The organism is Aureimonas flava, assembly GCF_003583935.1.
GTDB lineage: Bacteria > Pseudomonadota > Alphaproteobacteria > Rhizobiales > Rhizobiaceae > Aureimonas > Aureimonas flava.
In genome coordinates this window covers 253,370-272,608 of the sequence record NZ_QYRN01000003.1, presented here as the reverse complement: position 1 = coordinate 272,608, position 19,239 = coordinate 253,370, and the positions used below count along the sequence as shown (strand labels likewise).

Sequence of the window (19,239 nt, the reverse complement as noted above, 5' to 3'; positions counted from 1 at the left end):
CGCGAGGTGCCTGCGCCCGCGGTTCGGCCGCGAGCCGACCGTCGCGAAACAGCCCCGACGGTTCCGGTCGGCCCGTGCGTCTCAGATCTCCGTCACGCATTTCTTGGCGCGGGGGATGGACGCGGGGCTCATGGAGAGTTCGGTCACGCCGTTCTCCACGAAGAAGGGGATGAGGTCGGGCCGGGCGGCGGCCTCGCCGCAGACGCCGATCCAGATGCCCGCCTCGCGCGCGGCCGCCGCGGCCATGCGGATGGCGGCGAGCACCGCCGGGTGCTCCGTGCGGTTGAGCTTGGCGACGCGCGCGTTGAGGCGGTCGGCCGCCATCACGTATTGCGTCAGGTCGTTGGTGCCGACGGAGAAGAAGTCCACCTCGCGCGCGATCTCGGCCGCCACGAACACGGCCGCCGGCGTCTCCACCATGACGCCGAGCTCGAACGCGCCGTGCGCGTGGCCGGAAGCATCGAGCTCCGCGCGGCATTCGCCGATCAGCGCGCGCACGGCGCGCACCTCGCCGACGTCGGCGATCATCGGCAGGAGGACCTTGACGTTGCCGACCGCCGACGCGCGCAGCAGGGCGCGGAGCTGCGGCTTGAAGACGTCCGGCCGCTCCAGGCACATGCGCACCCCGCGCCAGCCCAGGAACGGGTTGTCCTCGTGCTCGAAGTCGATGCCGGCCACCGGCTTGTCGCCGCCGATGTCGAGCGTGCGGATCACCACGGGATGGGGCGCGAAGGCCTGCGCGAGCTTCACGTATGTCTCGGTCTGCTCCTCCTCGCCGGGCAGGGTGCGGCGCTCCATGAAAAGGAACTCGGTGCGGAACAGGCCGACGCCCATGGCGCCCGCCGCCAGCGCGGCGTCGATCTCGGCGAGCGAGCCGAGATTGGCCGCGATCTCGATCCGCCGCCCGTCGCGCGTCCTCGGCTCCACGGTGCGGTAGGCGGCAAGGCGCGTACGCTCCTCGGCCTCGCGCGCGATGGCGCCCCGGAAGCGCGCGGCGACCGGCTCGTCCGGGTCCAGCACGACCTCGCCGCTCGCGCCGTCGAGCGCCACCGTGCGCGTGTCCCGGAGGTGCGCGGCGTCGACGCCGAAGCCGAGCACGGCCGGAATGCCGTGGGCGCGCGCCATGATGGCGACGTGGCTGGTGGCCGCGCCCTTGCGGCAGACGATGCCGCCGATGTCGGCCAGCGTCGCCTTGGCGAGGTCGAGCGCCGCGATCTCGTCCGCCACGATCACCGCCCCCTTCGGCAGGTCCGCCAAGGTGGTGTCGCGCCGGCCGAGAAGGGCGAGCACGATGGCCCGCGTCACCGAACGGATGTCCTCGGCGCGCGCGCGCAGATAGGGGTCGGTCAACGCCTCGAAGCTCTCCGCGATCGCGCGTCCGGCGCTTTCCACGGCGCTCTCGGCGTCCCGTCCGGCGCCGATCGCATCTTCGGCCGCCGCGATGAAGTCGGCGTCCTCCGCCACCTCCACCAGCGCCTCGATGATGGCGGCGTCGTCGCGGCGCAGGCCGGGTTTCGCGCGCGCCTCGCGGAACGAGGAGATCGTGGCGGCGAGGGCCGCGCGATAGCGCGCGCGCTCGGGCACGACGGCGTCGGGCGTCAGGGTTCGCGGCCGGATCTCGAGCGCGGCCGGGAAGAAGGGGAAGGCCGGCCCGATCGCGGTGCCCTCGCTGGCCGCCACGCCACGCTCGCCGGCCGCGACGGGCGCGGCGGCGGTCGCCGGGCCGTCGGCCGGGCGCGGGGCCGACAGGTCCACCTCGCCCGCGTCCGGCGTCTGGAGGAAGGTCGCGAGCGCCGACACGGCCTCGGCGGCGTCGTCGCCCTCGGCCCGCAGGGTCGCCTCGTCGTTCTCCTTGACGCCGAGCAGCATGAGCTTCACCGCGCTCTTGGCGCTGGCGCCCCGCCCGTTGCAGCGGATCTCGACGTCGCAGGCGAAGCTCTTGGCGAGCTTCACGAACTGGGTGGCCGGGCGGGCATGGAGGCCGTCGTGGACGCGCACGACGACGGAGCGCTCGATCATGGCTCGTGATCCCGATCGGAAGGGGAGAAGGGTTCAGTCGCCGATGACGATCTCGGCGCCGGGCTGGAGGGCCGCGGCGAGCTCGGCGCTGTCCACGGCGCTCGCCGTCAGCTCGCCGGGACGCTCGGGCGTCGCCGAGCCGTTGAAGTTGACGACCACGTGCCCGATGTCGCGCACCTTGGCCCAGGCGAGCTCGCCGATGCCCGTGAGCCGCGCCTCCACGGCGCCGACGCGGATCGCCGCGCCCGGGGCGGGAGGCTCGGCCGCCGGCGCGCCCACCACCGCGTGCATCACCGAGACCTCGGCGAGCTCGGGCGGGGCGCCCTCGGCGAAGAGGATCAGGACGCCGCCCTCCAGGAGGTCGGGAACGTCGGGGCCGACGGCGGTGACGCGGGTGCGCAGGAACTGGGTCATGATGTCCTCGGGCAGGCTTTCGGGCGGGGGAGGGACCGGGCGACCCTGCGCCGCCCGGTCGCGTCGATCAGAGGAGGAAGCTCGCGCCCCAGGCGATCAGCACCGCGATCGGCCCGGTGATCTGGCGGCTGATGAGCACGGCCGGCACGCCGATCTCGATCGTCTTCGGCTTGGATTCGCCGAGCGCGAGGCCCACGGGCACGAAGTCGCAGCCGACCTGCGCGTTGTAAGCGAACAGCGCCGGCAGGGCCATCGCCGGAGCGATGGTGCCGTTGGCGATCTGCGGGCCGATGATGGCGACGCCGATCACCTGCGCGATCACCGCGCCGGGTCCGAGGATCGGCGACAGGAAAGGCAGCGCGCAGATCGCCGACAGGACCACGAGGCCGACGATGTTGTTGGCGAGCGGCCCGAGCGGCGCGGCCAGGAGGTCGCCGATCCCCGTGTAGAGGATGATGCCGATCAGCATGGTCACGAAGGCCATGAACGGCAGCACGTTGCGCACCACCATGTCGATCGTGCGCCGGCCGGCGTTGAAGAAGATGCCGACCGCGCGGCCCATCACGCGGCCGACGCTCGTGATCGCGCCGATCAGACCGCCCTTGGACTGGGGCGCGGGGCCCGAGCCGAGCGCGGCCGCCGCTTCGGCCGGCGTCGAGAAGGACCGGGGCGCGGCGGCGGGCGAGCCCATGGCGGCCGGCGAAGCCGCCTGCTGGCCGGCCGGCGGGGCGGAGCCGTCGGCCGGCGCCATGTCGGCCGTCGTGACGCCCGAGACGTAGATGTCCTCGGTGATGAACTGGGCGAGCGGGCCCGACTGGCCCACCGGCATGATGTTGATGGTCGGGATGCGCTTGCGGGCGTAGACGCCGCAGCGCGCGGTGCCCCCGCAGTCGATCACCACGGCCGCCATCTCCGATTCCAGCGGCGGGTTGCGGAAGCCGTCCACCACGGTGGCGCCGGTGAGTTCGGCGAGCCGCTGGGCGACGGGCGGGATGCCGCCGCCGGTGACGGCCACGATCTTGTCGCGCTCGGGCGTCGGCTGGATCACCAGCGGACCGCCCCAGCCGCCCTTGCCCTGCGACACGCGGATGGCGTTGAAGGTCTTGCTCATCGATCGATCCTCCCTTCGGGCCGTTACAGCGTCACGCCTTCGCGCTGGGCGAGGAAGCGTGTGACGCGCTCGGTAACGATGCCGCGCAGGAGGATCACCACCACGCCGACGATGAAGTAGTAGATCGCGAGATTGATGTGGTAGCCGGCCGGGATCACGCCGCGGTTCTCCAGCTCGAGGAGCGCCACCAGCACACCGCCCCAGACGAAGTACTCGCCGGCGTTGGCATGGGGGAAGAGGCCGAGGATCGGGTGGCAGAAGGACACCGCCGAATCGTAGAAGGCCGGCTTGTGCTTCTCTTCCAGGAACGTGCCGAACGTGTAGGCCATCGGGTTCGTGAGGAAGAACATCGCGAGCACGGGAAGCACGGTGTAGCGCGTGAGCGCGATGCGGCCGGCCTTCTGGGCGAGGCCGTGGACGCGTTCCTCGCCGATCATGCCGGTGAGGGCGTAGAAGGCGGTCATCAGCACCACCAGCGTCGGGATGATGCCGGTGACGAAGCCTAGGAACACCTCGCCGCCCTTCTGGAAGACGCCGATGAAGTGACGGCCGATCGTCGCCAGCCAGCCGAGCTGCTCCTCCTGGTTGCCCGTGGCGGAAAGCTGCTGCACGCGCCGGGCGTATTCCTCCGAGGAGATCGCCCCGCCGCCCGAGGCCGGAGCCGTGGCGGCCGCGGTGCCGGCGGCGCCCGGATCCGCCGCCTGGGCCAGCAGCGTCGCGCCGCCGTGCGCGGCGTCCGCGGCGGCCGCGCCGTGATGGGCGGCCATGTCGGCCAAGGGCGCGGCGAGCGCCGGGTCGGCCAGGGCGTGGGCGTGGATCGCGCCGTGCGCGGCCAGATCCGCCGCCCCCTGCGCCAGCATCATCATCGTCAGCATGTTCGGCCCTCCCAGCCGTGCCCGCGCGGGGCGTTGCGACGTCGCGGTTGTCGGAAATCTCGGCGCGGGGCGCCCGTCAGGCGGTGACGGGCTCGCGCCGGTCCGCCGCGCCCGGCGGCGCCTGCCGCGCGCGTGCCTGCGCCACCTGGTCGAGCGCGCTGAGGATCGCGGCGCCGAGCGGCTCGCGCCGCCGTGCCTCGGCCTCGACGCGCAGGTCCGCCGTGGAGCGCCCTTCCAGCTCGTGCAGACGCCGCGCCTTGGCGAAGACCGTGCGTCCCTGGAGGCTGGAGGCGCGCCGAACCCGCCCGTCCGGCGCCACGACGATCATGGCGATCGCGCCGCCGCGCAGCGCGCCGCCGCCCTTGCCGACGCCCAGCCAGCCGTCCTGCGACGAGGCGCCGACGTCGCGGAACGCCGCGCGGTAGCGCCGGACCTGAATCACGGTGCCGACGCATTGCAGCGTCCAGGCGAGCGCCAGAAGCGCGAGTGCGGCTTGCCATCCCGTCATGCCAACCTCCCCGAGACCTCGGTTTCCCGCTCCCGTCAAGGCAGGTGAACATTTGACTTAGGGAAAGTCAATATGTTCTAGACTCTCGGGAAGAGTGGGCAGGCTTGGCCTGCGGGGTCAGTCGAGGAGGCGGGAGGCGGTGGTTTCGTCGGTGACGAGAACGGTGGGCTTCAGGAAGGCCAGCGCCGCCCGGAGGATCTCCGTCTTCTCCGGTCCGCCCGAGGCGAGGATGCGTTCCGGGGCCCTGCGAATCGCCTCCATGTCGGCCGACACGATGCGCCCGTTGATCGGATGATCCACCAAAGCGCCGTCGCGGTCCAGGAAGTGGAACAGGAGATCGCCGACCGCGCCGGCCGCCTGCAGCGAGCGGCGCTCGGTCTCGGCGATGTAGCCGGTGCGGTAGGTCGTGGCGTTGCGCTCGATCCCGCCGACGCTGAGCACCACGAGGTCGAGCTTCTCGGCCATCTCCAAGGTCGAGCGCAGGCCGCATCGCTCCACCAGCGCGGTCTTGGTGTCCGGGCCGTCGACGATCGCGGGGGCGCTGAGCAGGAACGCGTCGCCGTTGAAGATCTGGGCGAAGCGCCAGACGAACTCGGCCGGATTGAAGCGGTGCGCCTGCGAGATGCCGCCGAGCAGCGACACCACGCGCATGTCGTCCAGCGCCCGGGGCGCGATGAAGGGCAGGGATTCGAGGAGCGTGCGCCCCCAGCCCAGCCCCACCGCCATGCCGCTGCCCACGGCCTCGGACAGGACGGCGCCGATCGCCGCGCTGATCGCCGGCGAGGGATCCTCGCCGCGCCCCGGGGCCGGCACCACCACCGCGCTCCCGAGCGCGTAGCGGGTTTCCAGCGCCCGTTCCGCCGCCGTCAGCTCGGCCAGCGCCCCCGATACCGAGATGCGAACCTCGCCGCGCGCGCGCGCCTCGGCCAGCATCCGCACCACGCTGACGCGTCCGATATCGAGCGCGGCGGCGATGTCGCTCTGCGTCATCTCCTCGACGTAGTACATCCATGCGGCCCGCACCCGCATCCGGTCGGCGCGCGTGTCCGAGGCGGACGCCTCGGCGCCGTTTCGCGAGCGCCCCTTCACGGGCGGCCCCGGTCCGCCGCATCGGTCGCGGGGGCTGCGTTGTCAGCAAAACGTCTCATGCTTCCGCCGATCGTATGGTAATCGTTGCTCCAGCCCGGAGAGCCCCATGCTGCCCCACCCCCATAGTCTGACGCTGCCGTTCAAGGAAGGGATACGGGACCTTCGCACCTCGATTCGGCTGGAAGCCGCGTCGGGCGTCCTGTCCGCCCGGCTTCTGGGAACGCCGGAGCCGGCGCGGCGCATCGCGCGCGTGGCCGATGGCGTGCTGACACGGGCCGAGCGCATGGCGGGCCGGATGCTGCCGCGCGGCGACGCCGACCTCGGGCAGGCGCTGGACCGGCTGGCGGCCTCGCTGCGGCCGGGCGGCCCCGCGCCCGACAGCGCCGATCTCTACGCGTCGTGCCGCGCCGTGGTGGCGCTCGGCGGCCCGCGCGACGCGGTGGTCTCGGAACTGCGTCTCGCGATGTCGCCGGAAGAGCCGGGGCGCCGCGACCCCGTCGCCGACGCGCCGACGGCGGCCGCGCGCGCCGCCGCTCGGCTCGCGGCCGTCGGCGCGGCGCGCCCCTGCCTCAGCAGCGCGCTGGGACCGCTCGACCCGGAGGAAGGCGCCGTCGTCAACGACCACATGGCCCTGTCGGTCTGGCTGGGCGTTCTGGTCCGGCGCGACGGCGGGGCGCCGGGCGAGCTTGCGATCCTTGGCGCGCATCGCGCGGTGGAGGCCGAGGGCGCGGAGTGGCGGGCGATGCTGCGCGAGGCGCGTTTCGCCGATCTCGCCGCTGCATGGCGCGCCACGGTTCCCTATCTACCCTGAAGACCACCGCAGGAAAGGCGACCCGCCCCTTGATCGATCCCGGCCTGACGCTCAGCCTCGACACGCCCGCGGCGGACGGTCGCCAGGCCCTGCGGCGCTCGATCCGCCGGCTCGGCGACTTCTCGCGCACCGTCGAGCTCGCGCTCGGGCAGTTCAACACGCGCTACGGCGTGGAGCTGCACCTGACGCAGCGCAGCCTGACGCGCGCCTTCCTGGAATGGATGCGCCGGTTCGACGCGCAGCGCGCGCTGGCGGACCGCGACCGGCGCGACTTCAGCCACTTCGCGGCCGGCATCCTCCTGTCCAGCCTGATCCGCAACCGGCCCGTCGCGGCCGGCGCGGCGAAGGGGCAGGGCGGGGCGGACGCGCGCCCGGAGGAGGCGCTGGTCGCCTTCTGGCCGGAGGGCGTCTTCTATTTCGAGTTCTGCATCACCGTGCTCGACAAGGTGCTGGCGGAGCAGGACCTGGAGGGCATCCACCTGTCGGCCGGAGCGCTGGAGCTGCGCTCCTGGGCCTCGTTCCGCGAGAACGTGGCCTCCGATCCGGATCTCGCGATCCCCTTTCTCGACCTGTTCCTGGGCGGCGACCCGAACTGGGACTTTCCCCGCGCGGCCCGCTTCCGCTCGGCGCTGAAGGGGCGGATGCTGGACTGGGACAAGCGGCTGGACGCGCCGCCAAGCCGCTGACCCCGAACGCCGGCGCGGCGCCTGGCACGCCCGTGCCGCGCGCGCCGAACGGTCCCTAGATCATGTCCGCCACGCGGTCCCAGGCGCGGGCAAGGTGGCGGGTGAGGATCTCGGCCAGGGCGTCGCCGTCGCGCTTTTCGAGGGCGGCGATCATTTCCTCGTGCTCGGCCACGGCGGCCGCCCACTTCTCCGGGCCCTCGTGCCCGATGAAGCGCACGCGCTTCAGCCGCATCTGCAATCCCGCATGGACATGGGCGAGCGCCGCGTTGCCGCTCAGCTCCACGATCAGGGTGTGGATCTCCTGATTGAGCTTGTAGTAGGCGAGCCGGTCGCCCGCCCGGTAGCGCTCGATCATCGCGTCGTGGGCGCGGCGCACGCCGGCGATGCCCGCGTCGCTGCCTGCCTCGCAGGCGAGGCGCCCGGCCAGGTGCTCCAGCTCGCGGATCACCACGAGCATGTCGTGAACGTCCTTCCGGCCGAAGCGGCGAACCACGGCGCCGCGGCTCGGCACGAGCTCCACCAGCCCCTCGCTCGCCAGATACTTGATCGCCTCGCGCAGCGGCGTGCGCGAAACGCCGAGCTGCTCTCCGAGCTGGCCCTCGTGCAGGCGCGTGCCGGGCTCCAGAGCCCCTTCGATGATCATGTCGCGCAGCCGGTTGACGATCGTGTCGTGCAAGGAGGTGCGCGATATGCGGCCGAGATCCGAGCCGATGGCTCCGTCCAGCGGGCGCGGCGTCGACATCGTATCGCTCATCGATCCCTCCCGAAGCGCAAAAGGCCGCCTGCCCAGGCGGCGTCTGTCGCGAAGACGGCCTCCCTATCACCACAAACGGCCCATTCCGTCAAACCGGAATGCTGTATGCAGAATACAAAATGAAAAAGGCTTGATACCTGCATGCGGATCGGCTAGCCCTGTCGCCGAGCTTCATTCGGGAGAATTGGGAATGGCTTCTGCTACCACCGACGCCGGTCGTCCGATCGTGGCCCTCGCGATGGGCGACCCGGCCGGTATCAGCCCGGAGCTGACCGCCATGCTGCTGGCCGATCGGGAGACGGCCGAGCGCGCCCGCGTCGTCGTGTTCGGCGACCGCCGCATCCTCGATCGCGGCGCCGCCGAGGCGGGCGTCGCGCTCGATCTCGACGAGGCGTCCGGCATCGACGCGATCGGCGACGGCCGCCGCCCGGTGATGATCGACCTCAAGAATCTCGACGTGAGGGACGTGCGCCGGGGCGAGGCGACGCTGGAGGGCGGCACCTTCGCCACCACCAACTTCCGCCGCGCTCTCGAGATGGCCCATGCCGGGCGCGCCGACGCGGTGATCTTCACGCCCTTCAACAAGCAGGCCATGCGCTTCGCCTACGAGGGCTACGACGACGAAATCCGCTTCGTGGTGGACGTCACCGGCTTCCGGGGCAAGGTGCGCGAGTTCAACGTTCTGGAGCGGGTCTGGAACGCGCGGGTCACCTCGCACATCCCGCTCAAGGACGTGTCGGCCCACCTTTCGGTGGAGGCGATCCTGGCGGAGGTGAGGCTGACGCACGACTGCCTTCGGCAGTCCGGCATCGAGCGCCCGCGCATCGCCGTCAACGGCCTCAACCCGCATGCGGGCGACGGCGGCGCCTTCGGCATGGAGGAGATCGAGATCATCGAGCCCGCCGTGCGCGCCGCGAAGGAGGCCGGCTACGACGTGGACGGGCCGTTCCCGGCCGACACGGTGTTCCTGCGGGCCCTCAAGGAGGGCTGGCACGCGGTGCTGACCATGTATCACGACCAGGGCCAGATCGCGATGAAGCTCATGGGCTTCGACAAGGGCGTGACCATGATGGGCGGCCTGCCGTTCCCGCTCTGCACGCCCGCCCACGGCACGGCCTACGACATCGCCGGCAAGGGCAAGGCGGACCTCGGCGCGACGCGGGAGGCGTTCCGCCTGGCCGTGCGCATGGCCGAGCAGCGCCGGGCGCTGGCTACCGCCGCCGAGTAGGCCCGCCGATCCGCATGCGTGAGGGAGGAATGCGCGTGTCCCTTGAAGCCGAGCCGAGGCTCGACCGAACCAACTGGCCGATCGCGGCCGCGATGATCCAGTATCCGGGCACGCTGCCGGACGGCCGGTCCACGCAGGACCAGGCGCCCGAGGAGTGGTCCGCCGCGCTGGCCGATGTCGCGGACGCGGGCTTCACCGAGCTGGACCCGACGGACGGCTGGCTGCGGATCGCCGACCTGGAGCCCGCGCGGCTCGCGGAGTTCATGGACGTGGTCCGCTCGCACGGGCTGACGATCCCGGCGATCTCCACGGCGCGCAAGAACCTGATCGACCCAGCGCTCGGCGAGGCGCACCTCGCCTACGGGCACCGCGTGCTCGACACCGCCGCCAATGTTGGCGCGCGTGCGGTCTCCTTCGGCTTCTTCGGGCCGCTGAACGAGGCGCAGAAGCGGGCGCTATGGTTCTGGACGGTGCAGGGCGAGCGCAACCCGACCGACGCGGACACCTGGGCGCTGGCCGTCTCGCGCCTGCGCGAGCTGGGCCGGCATGCCGCCGAGCTCGGTCTCGAGATCTCGCTGGAGATGTACGAGGACACGCTGATCGGTACGGCGGACGGGGCGGTGCGCTTCGTCACCGACGTCGACCTGCCCAATGTCAGGATCAACGCCGACATCGGCAACCTCGTCCGCCTCCACCGGCCGGTCGAGCATTGGCACGCGATGATGGAGAAGATCGCGCCCTTCGCCGGCTTCTGGCACGTCAAGAACTACACCCGGATCGAGGACGAGACGACCGGCGCGATCATGACCGCGCCGGCGCCCCTCGAGTTCGGCACGATCAACTATCGCACGGCGATCGGCATGGCGCTCGCCCACGGCTTCCGCTCGCCCTTCCTGGTCGAGCACTACGGGGGCGACGGACTTTCCGTGAGCGCCACCAACCGCGACTATCTGCGCCGCATCCTTCCCAGACCGGAGGCCACGGCATGACGCTGATCCACGACGAACCCGAACGTTTCGCAAGGGACGCCCTCGAGGGCTTCTGCGACGTCCATTCCCATCTGGTCCACCATGTGCGCGGCGGCGCCGTGCGGGCGACCGGGACGCCGGACGGCAAGGTCGCCCTGGTGATCGGCGGCGGCTCGGGACACTACCCGGCCTTCGGCGGCTATGTCGGCGTCGGCCTGGCCGATGCCACGGTGGCCGGCGACGTGTTCGCCTCGCCCTCGACGGAATCGGTCGCGCGCATCTGCCGGCAGGCCCATCGCGGCGGCGGCATCGTGCTCGGCTTCGGCAACTATGCCGGCGACGTCCTGAACTTCGGCGCGGCGGCGACCCGCCTGCGCGGCGAGGGGATCGACGTGCGCGTCCTGGCCGTCACCGACGACGTGGCGAGCGCGCCGAAGGAGACGCCCGAGCTTCGGCGCGGGGTCGCGGGCGACGTGCCGGTGTTCAAGATCGCGGGCGCGGCTGCCGAAGCGGGCATGAGCCTCGACGAGGTGGAGCGCCTGGCGCGCCACGCCAACGCGCGCACCCAGTCCCTCGGCATCGCGTTCTCCGGCTGCACGCTGCCCGGCGCCGAGGCGCCGCTCTTCACGGTGGAGAAGGGCGCCGTCGCAATCGGCCTCGGCATCCACGGCGAGCCGGGCATCCGCGACGAGAAGGCGATGTCCGCCGAGGCGCTCGCCGACCTCCTGGTCGAGCCGCTGCTCGCCGAGCGCCCGGAGGGTGCGGACGGGCGCGTCGCCGTGTTGCTCAACGGGCTCGGCGCCACGAAATACGAGGAGCTTTTCGTCCTTTGGACCCATGTCGCCCGGCGTCTGCGCGGCGCGGGGCTGACGCTGGTCCACCCGGAGGTCGGCGAGTTCGTCACCTCGCTCGACATGGCCGGCTGCTCGCTGACGCTCACCTGGCTCGACGCGGAGCTGGAGCCGCTCTGGCTGGCCCCGGCGCACGGCGCCGCCTTCCGGCGCGGTCATGTCGAACCGCGCCCGGCGGCACCCAAGCCGGTGGAGACGGGCACGGACGTCCCGAGCTTCCCCGAGGCCTCGGACGCCTCGCGCGAGAGCGCGGCCAAGGCCTGCGCCATCGTGGAGCGGCTCGCGGCGGTGCTGGCCGAGGCCGAGGAGGAGCTCGGGCGGATCGACGCGGTGGCCGGCGACGGCGACCATGGCCAGGGCATGCGCCGCGGCTCGGCCTCGGCCGCCGAAGGCGCGCGCAAGGCGCTGGCCGCCGGCGCGGGTGCCGGCTCGCTCCTCGCCCATGCCGGCGACCGCTGGGCCGACACGGCTGGCGGCACGTCCGGGGCGATCTGGGGCCTTCTCCTGCGCGGCTTCGGCACGGCTCTCGGCGACCGGGCGGGTGTCGATGCCGACGCCGCCGTGCGCGGTGCGCTGGCCGCCCGCGAGGCGGTGACGACGCTCGGCCGCGCCAAGCCCGGCGACAAGACGCTGGTGGACGCTCTGGTGCCCTTCGTCGATGCGCTGGAAGCCGAGGTCCGGGGCGGGGCGCGGCTGCGCGACGCCTGGGTCCGGGCCGCGGAAGCTTCGACCCGCGCCGCCGACGAGACCGCCAAGCTCACCCCGCGCCTCGGGCGCGCCCGTCCGCTCGCCGCCAAGAGCATCGGCCATCCCGATGCCGGCGCCGTCTCGCTCGCGCTCTGCGCCCGCACCGTGGGCGAGGTCCTGAACGCCGGCTAGCCGGCCGACGCATGGCCCGGTCGCGCAGGCGGCCGGGTTCCCTTTCCTTCAACGATCCGTCTGGGAGGCATGATCCATGAAGCTCTTCACCACCACCGCCCTCGCGACCCTCGCCCTCGCGGCCACGCTCGCCGCGCCCGCCCAGGCGCAATGGGCTCCGACGAAGCCCATCGAGTTCGTGGCCGCCGGCGGGGCCGGCGGGGGAACCGACCAGTTCGCGCGCCAGATCCAGGCCGCGATCGCCAAGGAAGACCTGTCGCCGCAGAACGTCGTGGTCGCCAACAAGGGCGGCGGCTCGGGCGCCGAGGCCTTCATCTACGGCGCGGGCGCGTCCGGCGACGAGTACAAGCTGATCTTCGGCACCTCGAACGAGTGGCAGCTCCCGCTGGTCACCCGCCTCGGCTACAAGGCCGAGGACCTGACGCCGATCGCCACGCTCGCGGTGGACGAGTTCGTGGTCTGGGTGCAGGCCGACAGCCCCTACAACACGATCGCCGACCTGGTGGAGGCCGGAAAGGCGAACCCCGGCAAGGTCCGCTTCGGCGGCTCGCAGTCCAAGGACGTCGACCAGACGCTGGTACGCCGCATCGAGGGCGCCACGGGCGCGAAGTTCCTCTACATCCCCTTCAAGTCGGGCTCCGAGGCCGCCGTGCAGCTCGCCGGCAACCACATCGACGCCAACACCAACAACCCGGCCGAGAACGTCGGACAGTGGCGCGCCGGTCAGGCCAAGCCGCTCTGCGTGATGGCCGACCAGCGAATGGCGGACACGACCAAGGTCACCGAGACCATGTCGTGGAACGACATTCCGACCTGCCGGGAGCAGGGGCTCCAGGTCGACGCCTACCAGATGCCGCGCACCGTGTTCGCCCCGGCCGACGTGCCGGCCGAGGCGGTCGCCTGGTACACCGGCCTCCTGAGGCGCGTGTCCGAGACGCCGGAGTTCAAGGCCTACCTCAAGAACACCTCGCAGACGGCGCGCTTCCTGACCGGCGACGAGTTCAAGTCCTACATCGCCGCCGACGTCGAGCGCTCGCGCAAGCAGTTCGAGGCGGACGGCTGGCTGGTGAACTGAGCCGCCAAGCCGCAAGCGGGGCGGCCGCGCGCCGGCCGTCCCGTCGCACCACCGTCTTCAAAGGGAGAGGACGCGCGATGGTCACCCGTCGTCATATCGAAGTCGCGACCGGCCTGAGCGCGACGCTGCTCGGCGTCGTCACGGCCTATGGAAGCCTGGAGAACGGAACCGGCTGGACGGACTTCGGTCCGTCGGCCGGCTATTTCCCGTTCCGCATCGGCGTGATCCTCACCGTGCTCGGCCTCGTGATCGCCGTGAAATACGGCCTCACCATGCGCCGGCGCGCACCGGAGAACCTCGAGGCGCAGGCGGCCGGCGGCGCGGCGGCGCTGCACGAGCCCACCGGGCTCGACGAACGCTTCCTGGAGGACGGGGCGCTCGGGCGCATCGCCGCCGTGTTCGTGCCGACCGCCGTGGCGGCGGCCCTGATCCCGTGGCTCGGCGTCTACCTGGCCGGCGCGCTGTTCCTGGTGTTCTCCATGATGACCCTCGGCAAGGTCGGCCTTCTCAAGGCGACCACCATCGCCGTGGCCACCATGGCCGTGTTCTTCGTGACGTTCGAGTTCTGGTTCCAGGTGCCGCTCGCCAAGGGCGTCGTCATGCCGCTTCTGGGCATCTACTGAGGAGGATCGCCCGATGGCCGACATCGCCAACCTGATGCACGGGTTCTCCGTCGCGTTCTCCTTCTACCACGTCGCGCTGATCGTGATGGGCGTGCTGCTCGGCATCCTGGTCGGGGTCCTGCCGGGGCTCGGCGCGCCCAACGGGGTCACGCTGCTCCTGCCGCTCACCTTCACCATGGACCCGGTGTCGGCGATCATCCTCCTCTCCTCGATGTACTGGGGCGCTCTGTTCGGCGGGTCGACCACCTCGATCCTGTTCAACATTCCTGGCGAGCCGTCCTCGGTCGCCACCACCTTCGACGGCTACCCGATGGCCAAGCAGGGCAGGGCGACGGAGGCGCTGTCCACCGCCTTCTTCTCGGCCGGCATCGGCGCGCTGACGGGCGTCATCGTGATCACCCTCCTGGCCGGCTGGATCGCGCAGTTCGCGCTGCGCTTCTCGAGCCCCGAGTTCTTCGCGATCTACCTTCTGGCCTTCTGCTCCTTCATCGGCCTGGGCGGCGGCGATCCGCTCAAGGCGGCGGTATCGCTGCTCGCGGGCCTCGCCTTCGCCACGGTGGGCATGGACACGGTGTCGGGCGAGCTGCGCCTCACCTTCGGCTGGACCGACCTCCTGCGCGGCATCTCGTTCCTGGTCGCCGTGATCGGCCTCTTCGGTATCGGCGAGCTGCTGCTCACGGTCCAGGAGGAGCTGAAGTTCAAGGGCGTGTCCTCGCGGATCGAGGTGCACGAGATCTTCCGTGCGCTCGCCCGCCTGCCGCACTACTGGGTGACCTTCCTGCGCTCGGCCGCGGTCGGCGTCTGGATGGGCATCACCCCCGGTGGGCCCACGGCCGCCTCCTTCATGAGCTACGGCCTCGGCCGCCGCTTCGGCAAGTACGGCCGGAACTTCGGCAAGGGCGAGCCCGAGGGCGTGATCGCGCCGGAGGTCGCCGACCACTCGGCCGGCACCGCGGCGCTCCTGCCGATGCTGGCGCTCGGCGTGCCCGGCTCGGCGACGGCGGCGGTGATGATGGGCGGCCTGATGATCTGGGGCCTCCAGCCCGGTCCGCTCCTGTTCGTGGAGCAGCCCGACTTCGTCTGGGGCCTGATCGCCTCCATGTACCTCTCCAACATCGTCGCCGTGGTGCTGGTGCTCGCCACCGTGCCGTTGTTCGCCTCGATCCTGCGCATTCCGTTCGGCATCATCGGGCCCATCATCATCGTGGTCTGCCTGATCGGCGCCTACACGGTGGCGAACGCCGAGTTCGACGTGATGATGGCCGTGGCCTTCGGCATCGTCGGCTACGTCTTCAAGCGCCTCGACTACCCGATCGCGCCCCTGGTGCTCGCCATGGTGCTGGGCGACAAGGCCGAGGACGCGTTCCGCCAGTCGATGCTGTATTCGGGCGGCTCCCTGTCGATCTTCTGGTCGAACGGGCTCGTGGGCATGCTGATGGCGCTGGCCTTGCTGCTCCTCGCCTGGCCGCTGATCTCGCGGGGCATCCAGACGATCCGCCCCGCCCGGACCGCCTGACCGGCGGCGCGTCGGCCGGAACCCGCATGGGAAAGGGGCGCGGGGGCAGGAAGCCCCGGCGCCCCTTCCTCGTTGTCAGGAGGCCGCCGCCTCGCGCGGGCGCTTGGCGTCGAAGGCGGCGGCGATCAGGGTGCGCGTGTAGTCCTGGCGCGGCGCGGAGAAGATGTCCTGCGTCGCGCCCTCTTCCACCAGCCGCCCGTCCTTCATCACCAGGATATGGTCCGAGATCGCCCGCACCACCGCGAGGTCGTGGCTGATGAAGACGTAGGACAGGCCGTGGTCGCGCTGGAGCGCGCGCAGGAGGTCCACGATCTGCACCTGCACCGAGCGGTCGAGCGCCGAGGTGGGCTCGTCCAGCACCACGACCTTGGGCTTCAGGATCATCGCCCGCGCGATGGCGATGCGCTGGCGCTGTCCGCCGGAGAATTCGTGCGGATAGCGGTTGTGCGCCTCGGGCGGCAGGCCGACCTCCTCCAGCGCCGCCGCCGCGCGTCTCGCCCGGTCGGCGGCCGACAGGGCCGGCTCGTGGACCAGCAGGCCCTCGGTCACGATCTCGCCCACGGTGAGCCGGGGGCTCAGCGAGCCGAACGGGTCCTGGAACATGAGCTGGAGCTCGCGCCGCAAGGGGCGCATCCGCCGGCGGTCGAAGGCACCGATATCCCGACCCTCGAAGCGGTAGTGTCCGCCGCTGGGCAGGAGGCGCAGGATGGCGCGGCCGAGCGTCGACTTGCCCGAACCCGATTCGCCGACCACGCCGATCGTCTGGCCGCTGCGCAGCTCCAGCGACACGTGGTCCACCGCCCGGAACGTGTCCGGCCCCTTGGAGAAGAGGCCGCGCGTGCCGCGCAGGTCGTAGTCCACCACAACGTCCCTTGCCGAAAGCACCACGGGCGAGCCGGGCGGGACCGGACCCTTGCCGCCCTGCGGCTCGGCCGCGAGCAGCATCTTCGTGTAGTCGCGCCGGGGCGCGGAGAAGATCGTTTCCGTCGCACCCTCCTCGACCACCTCGCCCCGCCGCATCACCACCACCCGCCCGGCGAAGTGGCGCACCACGCCGAGGTCGTGGGTGATCAGGAGGATCGCCATGCCGAGCCGCGCCTGCAGCTCGGCCAGGAGCTTGAGGATCTGCGCCTGCACGGTCACGTCGAGGGCGGTCGTCGGCTCGTCGGCGATGAGAAGCTCGGGATCGTTGGCGAGCGCCATGGCGATCATCACGCGCTGGCGCTGGCCGCCCGACAGCTCGTGCGGGAAGCTGTCGATCCGCCGCTCGGGCTCGGGGATGCCGACGAGGCGCAGGAGCTCCAGCACCCGCTCGCGCACCGCCCCGCCGCGCCGCCGCGAATGGTGGCGGATCACCTCGCCGATCTGCCGGCCGACCGGGTAGAGCGGATCGAGGGAGGTCATCGGCTCCTGGAAGATCATCGAGATCTTCGCGCCGCGATAGCGGTTGAGCCGGCGGGCGGGGAGGCCGAGGATCTCCTCGCCGCGATAGCGTGCCGAGCCCGAGGCGTACCCGTTGGCGGCCAGGAGGCCCATCACCGCCATCATGGTCTGGCTCTTGCCCGAGCCCGATTCGCCGACCACGGCCAGCGTCTCGCCCGGGGCCACCTCGAAGGACACGCCCTTCACGGCCTCCACCGGTCCGTCCTCGGTGTCGAAGGCGACGCGCAGGTCGCGGATGGAAAGCACGGCGTCCGTCATGGTCAGCGATCCCTCGGGTCGAAGGCGTCGCGCAACCCGTCGCCGATGAAGTTCAGCGCGAACAGCGTCACGCAGAACAGGGTGGCGGGGAAGGCGAGGAGCCAGGGGGCGGCCTGGATCGTCTGCGCGCCGTCGGAGATCAGCGCCCCCCAGCTCGTCAGCGGCGCCTGGACGCCGAGGCCGAGGAAGGACAGGAAGCTCTCGAGCAGGATCACCTTGGGCACCACGATGGTGACGAACACCACCACCGGCCCGATCGTGTTGGGCACGATGTGGCGCCGCACGATCTGCCGGTCGGTCAGGCCCATCGCCTCGGCGGCGGCCACGAACTCGCGCCGCTTGATGGACAGCGTCTGCCCACGCACGATGCGCGCCATGTCGAGCCATTCCACGAGGCCGATGGCCACGAAGATCAGGACGAACGAGCGGCCGAAGAAGGCCACCAGCATGATCACCAGGAACACGAAGGGCAGCGAGTAGAGGATCTCCACGAGGCGCATCATCAGGTTGTCGACGCGCCCGCCGACATAGCCCGACACCGCGCCGTAGGTGACGCCGATCACCAGCGATACGAGGCTGGCCAGCACGCCGATCACCAGCGAGATCTGCCCGCCCACCATGGTGCGCACCATCAGGTCCCGCCCGTTCCGGTCGGTGCCGAAGGGGAAGTACTGCTGGGCGACCGCCCCGGTGACGACGAGCTCGCGCCCGTCCTGCCGCGTCTCGGCCACTTCGCTCGCGCCGCCGAGCTCGCCCGCGCGGTCGAAGTAGCGCAGGACGCGCGCGTCGATCGGCTGGTCGTCGCGCAGCGTGGCGCGGTAGCGCCCGTCCTCGACGTCGAAGTCCGCGAGTTCGACGCGGGCGCGCCGCGCCACGTTCTCGACCACGCCCCGAAGGTTCTCCTCGCGCGGCCAGGGCTCGAGCGAGGGGGGCACCGACACGTAGGAGGGAAACACCTGGTCGTAGCGGTGGTCGGTGAACTGCGGTCCGAGGAAGGAGAACAGCGAGACGAGGACGAGCACCGCGAAGCCGGCCATCGCCGCGCGGTTGCGGCGGAGGCGCAGGAGCGCGAGCTGGAACAGCGAGCGGCCGCGCACCTGCGTGGCCGCCGGCGGGGCGTCCCCGGGGAGCGGGCCGGGATCCGGGGTCGTGGAGGCGAGGTCAGTCATGGCGGATCCTCGGGTCGAGGAAGGCGTAGAGGAGATCGACCAGAAGGTTGAAGCCGATGATGAAGACCGAGATCAGCACCACCGTGCCCATCACCAGCGTGTAGTCGCGGTTGAGCGCCCCTTCCACGAAGTAGCGGCCGACCCCGGGGATCGTGAACAGCGTCTCCACTACCGTGGATCCGGTGAGGAGCGCCGCGCAGCAGGGGGCGAGATAGGTCACGGCGGGCAGCATCGCGCCGCGCATCGCGTGCGTGACCACCACCGAGCGCCACGGCAGGCCGTAGGCCTTGGCCGTGCGCACGTGGTCGGTGCGCATCGCCTCGATCATCGAGCCGCGGGTGAGCCGTGCGAACACGGCGAGCTGCGGCAGGCCCAGCGCGATCACCGGCAGCACGAGGTTGCGGAACGAGCCGTCGCCCCAGCCGCCGGCCGGGACCAGCGAGAGGATGATGGCGAAGACCAGCGTCAGGACCGGGCCGACCACGAAGTTCGGCACCGTGATGCCGACCGTCGCGACGCCCATCACGAGATAGTCCACCCAGCCGTTCTGCCGCAGCGCGGCGACGACGCCCGCCACGGTTCCGCCGATCACGGCGAAGCCGAGGGCCCACAGGCCGAGGGTGACCGAATAGGGCAGGGCCTGGAGGATCAGTTCGGCGACCGAATAGTCGCGGTAGATGAAGCTCGGCCCGAAATCGCCGGTCAGGGCGTTCGTGAGGTAGGTCCAGTACTGGACCACCAGCGGCTGATCGAGCTGGTACGTGGCCATCAGGTTGGCCATCGTGGCGGGCGGCAGCGGGCGCTCGAGGTTGAAGGGGCCGCCGGGGGCCATGCGCATCAGGAAGAAGGAGATGGTGACGACGACGAACAGCGTCGGCACCGCGCTCAGGAGGCGGCCGAAGACGAAACGGGTCATGATGGGATCTCTCGGTGCGAGGCGGGGGCGCCGGGGCGCCCGCTGC

Annotated in this window: 18 protein-coding genes; 8 read left to right on the top strand and 10 right to left on the bottom strand. The window is 71.6% G+C overall.

What is annotated here, in order from left to right:
• Positions 1-81 precede the first annotated feature (81 nt).
• From ptsP to D3218_RS06910, 6 genes are all read right to left on the bottom strand, one after another.
• Positions 82-2,019 (bottom strand): phosphoenolpyruvate--protein phosphotransferase, encoded by a 1,938-nt coding sequence (ptsP, locus tag D3218_RS06935; protein WP_342635112.1) that lies wholly within the window; start codon positions 2,017-2,019, stop codon positions 82-84.
• A 33-nt stretch (positions 2,020-2,052) separates the two neighbouring features.
• Positions 2,053-2,433 (bottom strand): PTS glucitol/sorbitol transporter subunit IIA, encoded by a 381-nt coding sequence (locus D3218_RS06930; protein WP_119539172.1) that lies wholly within the window; start codon positions 2,431-2,433, stop codon positions 2,053-2,055.
• 67 nt (positions 2,434-2,500) lie between these two features.
• On the bottom strand, positions 2,501-3,544 hold the full coding sequence (gene srlE, locus D3218_RS06925) for a PTS glucitol/sorbitol transporter subunit IIB (RefSeq protein ID WP_119539171.1): 1,044 nt from the start codon (positions 3,542-3,544) through the stop codon (positions 2,501-2,503).
• 23 nt (positions 3,545-3,567) lie between these two features.
• On the bottom strand, positions 3,568-4,419 hold the full coding sequence (gene srlA, locus D3218_RS06920; RefSeq protein WP_119539170.1) for a PTS glucitol/sorbitol transporter subunit IIC: 852 nt from the start codon (positions 4,417-4,419) through the stop codon (positions 3,568-3,570).
• A 76-nt stretch (positions 4,420-4,495) separates the two neighbouring features.
• Positions 4,496-4,927 carry a transcriptional regulator GutM gene (locus D3218_RS06915; RefSeq protein WP_119539169.1) on the bottom strand — a complete coding sequence of 144 codons (432 nt, stop codon included), beginning with the start codon at positions 4,925-4,927 and terminating at the stop codon, positions 4,496-4,498.
• Between the two features lie 117 nt (positions 4,928-5,044).
• A complete protein-coding gene (locus tag D3218_RS06910) occupies positions 5,045-6,016 on the bottom strand; it encodes a sugar-binding transcriptional regulator (protein WP_245414950.1) in 972 nt (323 codons plus the stop codon).
• Between the two features lie 106 nt (positions 6,017-6,122).
• Between D3218_RS06910 and D3218_RS19655 the strand changes: the two genes are divergently transcribed.
• Both D3218_RS19655 and D3218_RS19650 read left to right on the top strand, forming a co-directional pair.
• A complete protein-coding gene (locus D3218_RS19655; RefSeq protein WP_168990433.1) occupies positions 6,123-6,827 on the top strand; it encodes a hypothetical protein in 705 nt (234 codons plus the stop codon).
• A gap of 29 nt (positions 6,828-6,856) precedes the next feature.
• On the top strand, positions 6,857-7,513 hold the full coding sequence (locus tag D3218_RS19650) for a hypothetical protein (protein WP_168990432.1): 657 nt from the start codon (positions 6,857-6,859) through the stop codon (positions 7,511-7,513).
• Between the two features lie 55 nt (positions 7,514-7,568).
• Here D3218_RS19650 and D3218_RS06900 read toward each other — a convergent pair whose 3' ends face one another.
• On the bottom strand, positions 7,569-8,267 hold the full coding sequence (locus D3218_RS06900; RefSeq protein WP_425359293.1) for a GntR family transcriptional regulator: 699 nt from the start codon (positions 8,265-8,267) through the stop codon (positions 7,569-7,571).
• Positions 8,268-8,457: 190 nt separating this feature from the next.
• On the opposite strand from D3218_RS06900, the gene D3218_RS06895 reads away from it, so the two are divergent.
• The 6 genes from D3218_RS06895 (at position 8,458) to D3218_RS06870 (ending at position 15,407) form a co-directional block, all read left to right on the top strand.
• Positions 8,458-9,495: a 4-hydroxythreonine-4-phosphate dehydrogenase PdxA gene (locus D3218_RS06895; RefSeq protein WP_119539167.1), complete on the top strand. Its 1,038-nt coding sequence runs from the start codon at positions 8,458-8,460 to the stop codon at positions 9,493-9,495.
• A 92-nt stretch (positions 9,496-9,587) separates the two neighbouring features.
• The gene (locus D3218_RS06890; RefSeq protein WP_245414963.1) at positions 9,588-10,484 is read left to right on the top strand and encodes a sugar phosphate isomerase/epimerase family protein; all 897 of its coding nucleotides are present in this window, start codon (positions 9,588-9,590) and stop codon (positions 10,482-10,484) included.
• Entirely contained in the window at positions 10,481-12,193 is a 1,713-nt protein-coding gene (locus tag D3218_RS06885; RefSeq protein ID WP_119539165.1) for a dihydroxyacetone kinase family protein, read from the top strand. The genes D3218_RS06890 and D3218_RS06885 overlap by 4 nt, the downstream gene beginning before the upstream one ends.
• Positions 12,194-12,269: 76 nt before the next feature.
• A complete protein-coding gene (locus D3218_RS06880; protein ID WP_119539164.1) occupies positions 12,270-13,268 on the top strand; it encodes a tripartite tricarboxylate transporter substrate binding protein in 999 nt (332 codons plus the stop codon).
• Positions 13,269-13,345: 77 nt separating this feature from the next.
• Positions 13,346-13,891 carry a tripartite tricarboxylate transporter TctB family protein gene (locus tag D3218_RS06875; protein WP_119539163.1) on the top strand — a complete coding sequence of 182 codons (546 nt, stop codon included), beginning with the start codon at positions 13,346-13,348 and terminating at the stop codon, positions 13,889-13,891.
• A 13-nt stretch (positions 13,892-13,904) separates the two neighbouring features.
• Positions 13,905-15,407: a tripartite tricarboxylate transporter permease gene (locus D3218_RS06870; RefSeq protein WP_119539162.1), complete on the top strand. Its 1,503-nt coding sequence runs from the start codon at positions 13,905-13,907 to the stop codon at positions 15,405-15,407.
• 75 nt (positions 15,408-15,482) lie between these two features.
• Here the strand turns inward: D3218_RS06870 and D3218_RS06865 are convergent, their stop codons facing one another.
• Genes D3218_RS06865 through oppB form a run of 3 tightly spaced genes read right to left on the bottom strand, consistent with a single transcriptional unit; the run spans position 15,483 to position 19,193 of the window.
• Positions 15,483-17,108, bottom strand: a complete 1,626-nt coding sequence (locus tag D3218_RS06865) for an ABC transporter ATP-binding protein (RefSeq protein ID WP_119539161.1) — start codon at positions 17,106-17,108, stop codon at positions 15,483-15,485.
• A gap of 2 nt (positions 17,109-17,110) precedes the next feature.
• Positions 17,111-18,277, bottom strand: a complete 1,167-nt coding sequence (locus D3218_RS06860; RefSeq protein ID WP_119539160.1) for an ABC transporter permease subunit — start codon at positions 18,275-18,277, stop codon at positions 17,111-17,113.
• Positions 18,270-19,193 (bottom strand): oligopeptide ABC transporter permease OppB, encoded by a 924-nt coding sequence (gene oppB / locus D3218_RS06855; RefSeq protein WP_119539159.1) that lies wholly within the window; start codon positions 19,191-19,193, stop codon positions 18,270-18,272. Before oppB ends, D3218_RS06860 begins: the two co-directional genes overlap by 8 nt.
• Between the last annotated feature and the right edge of the window lie 46 nt (positions 19,194-19,239).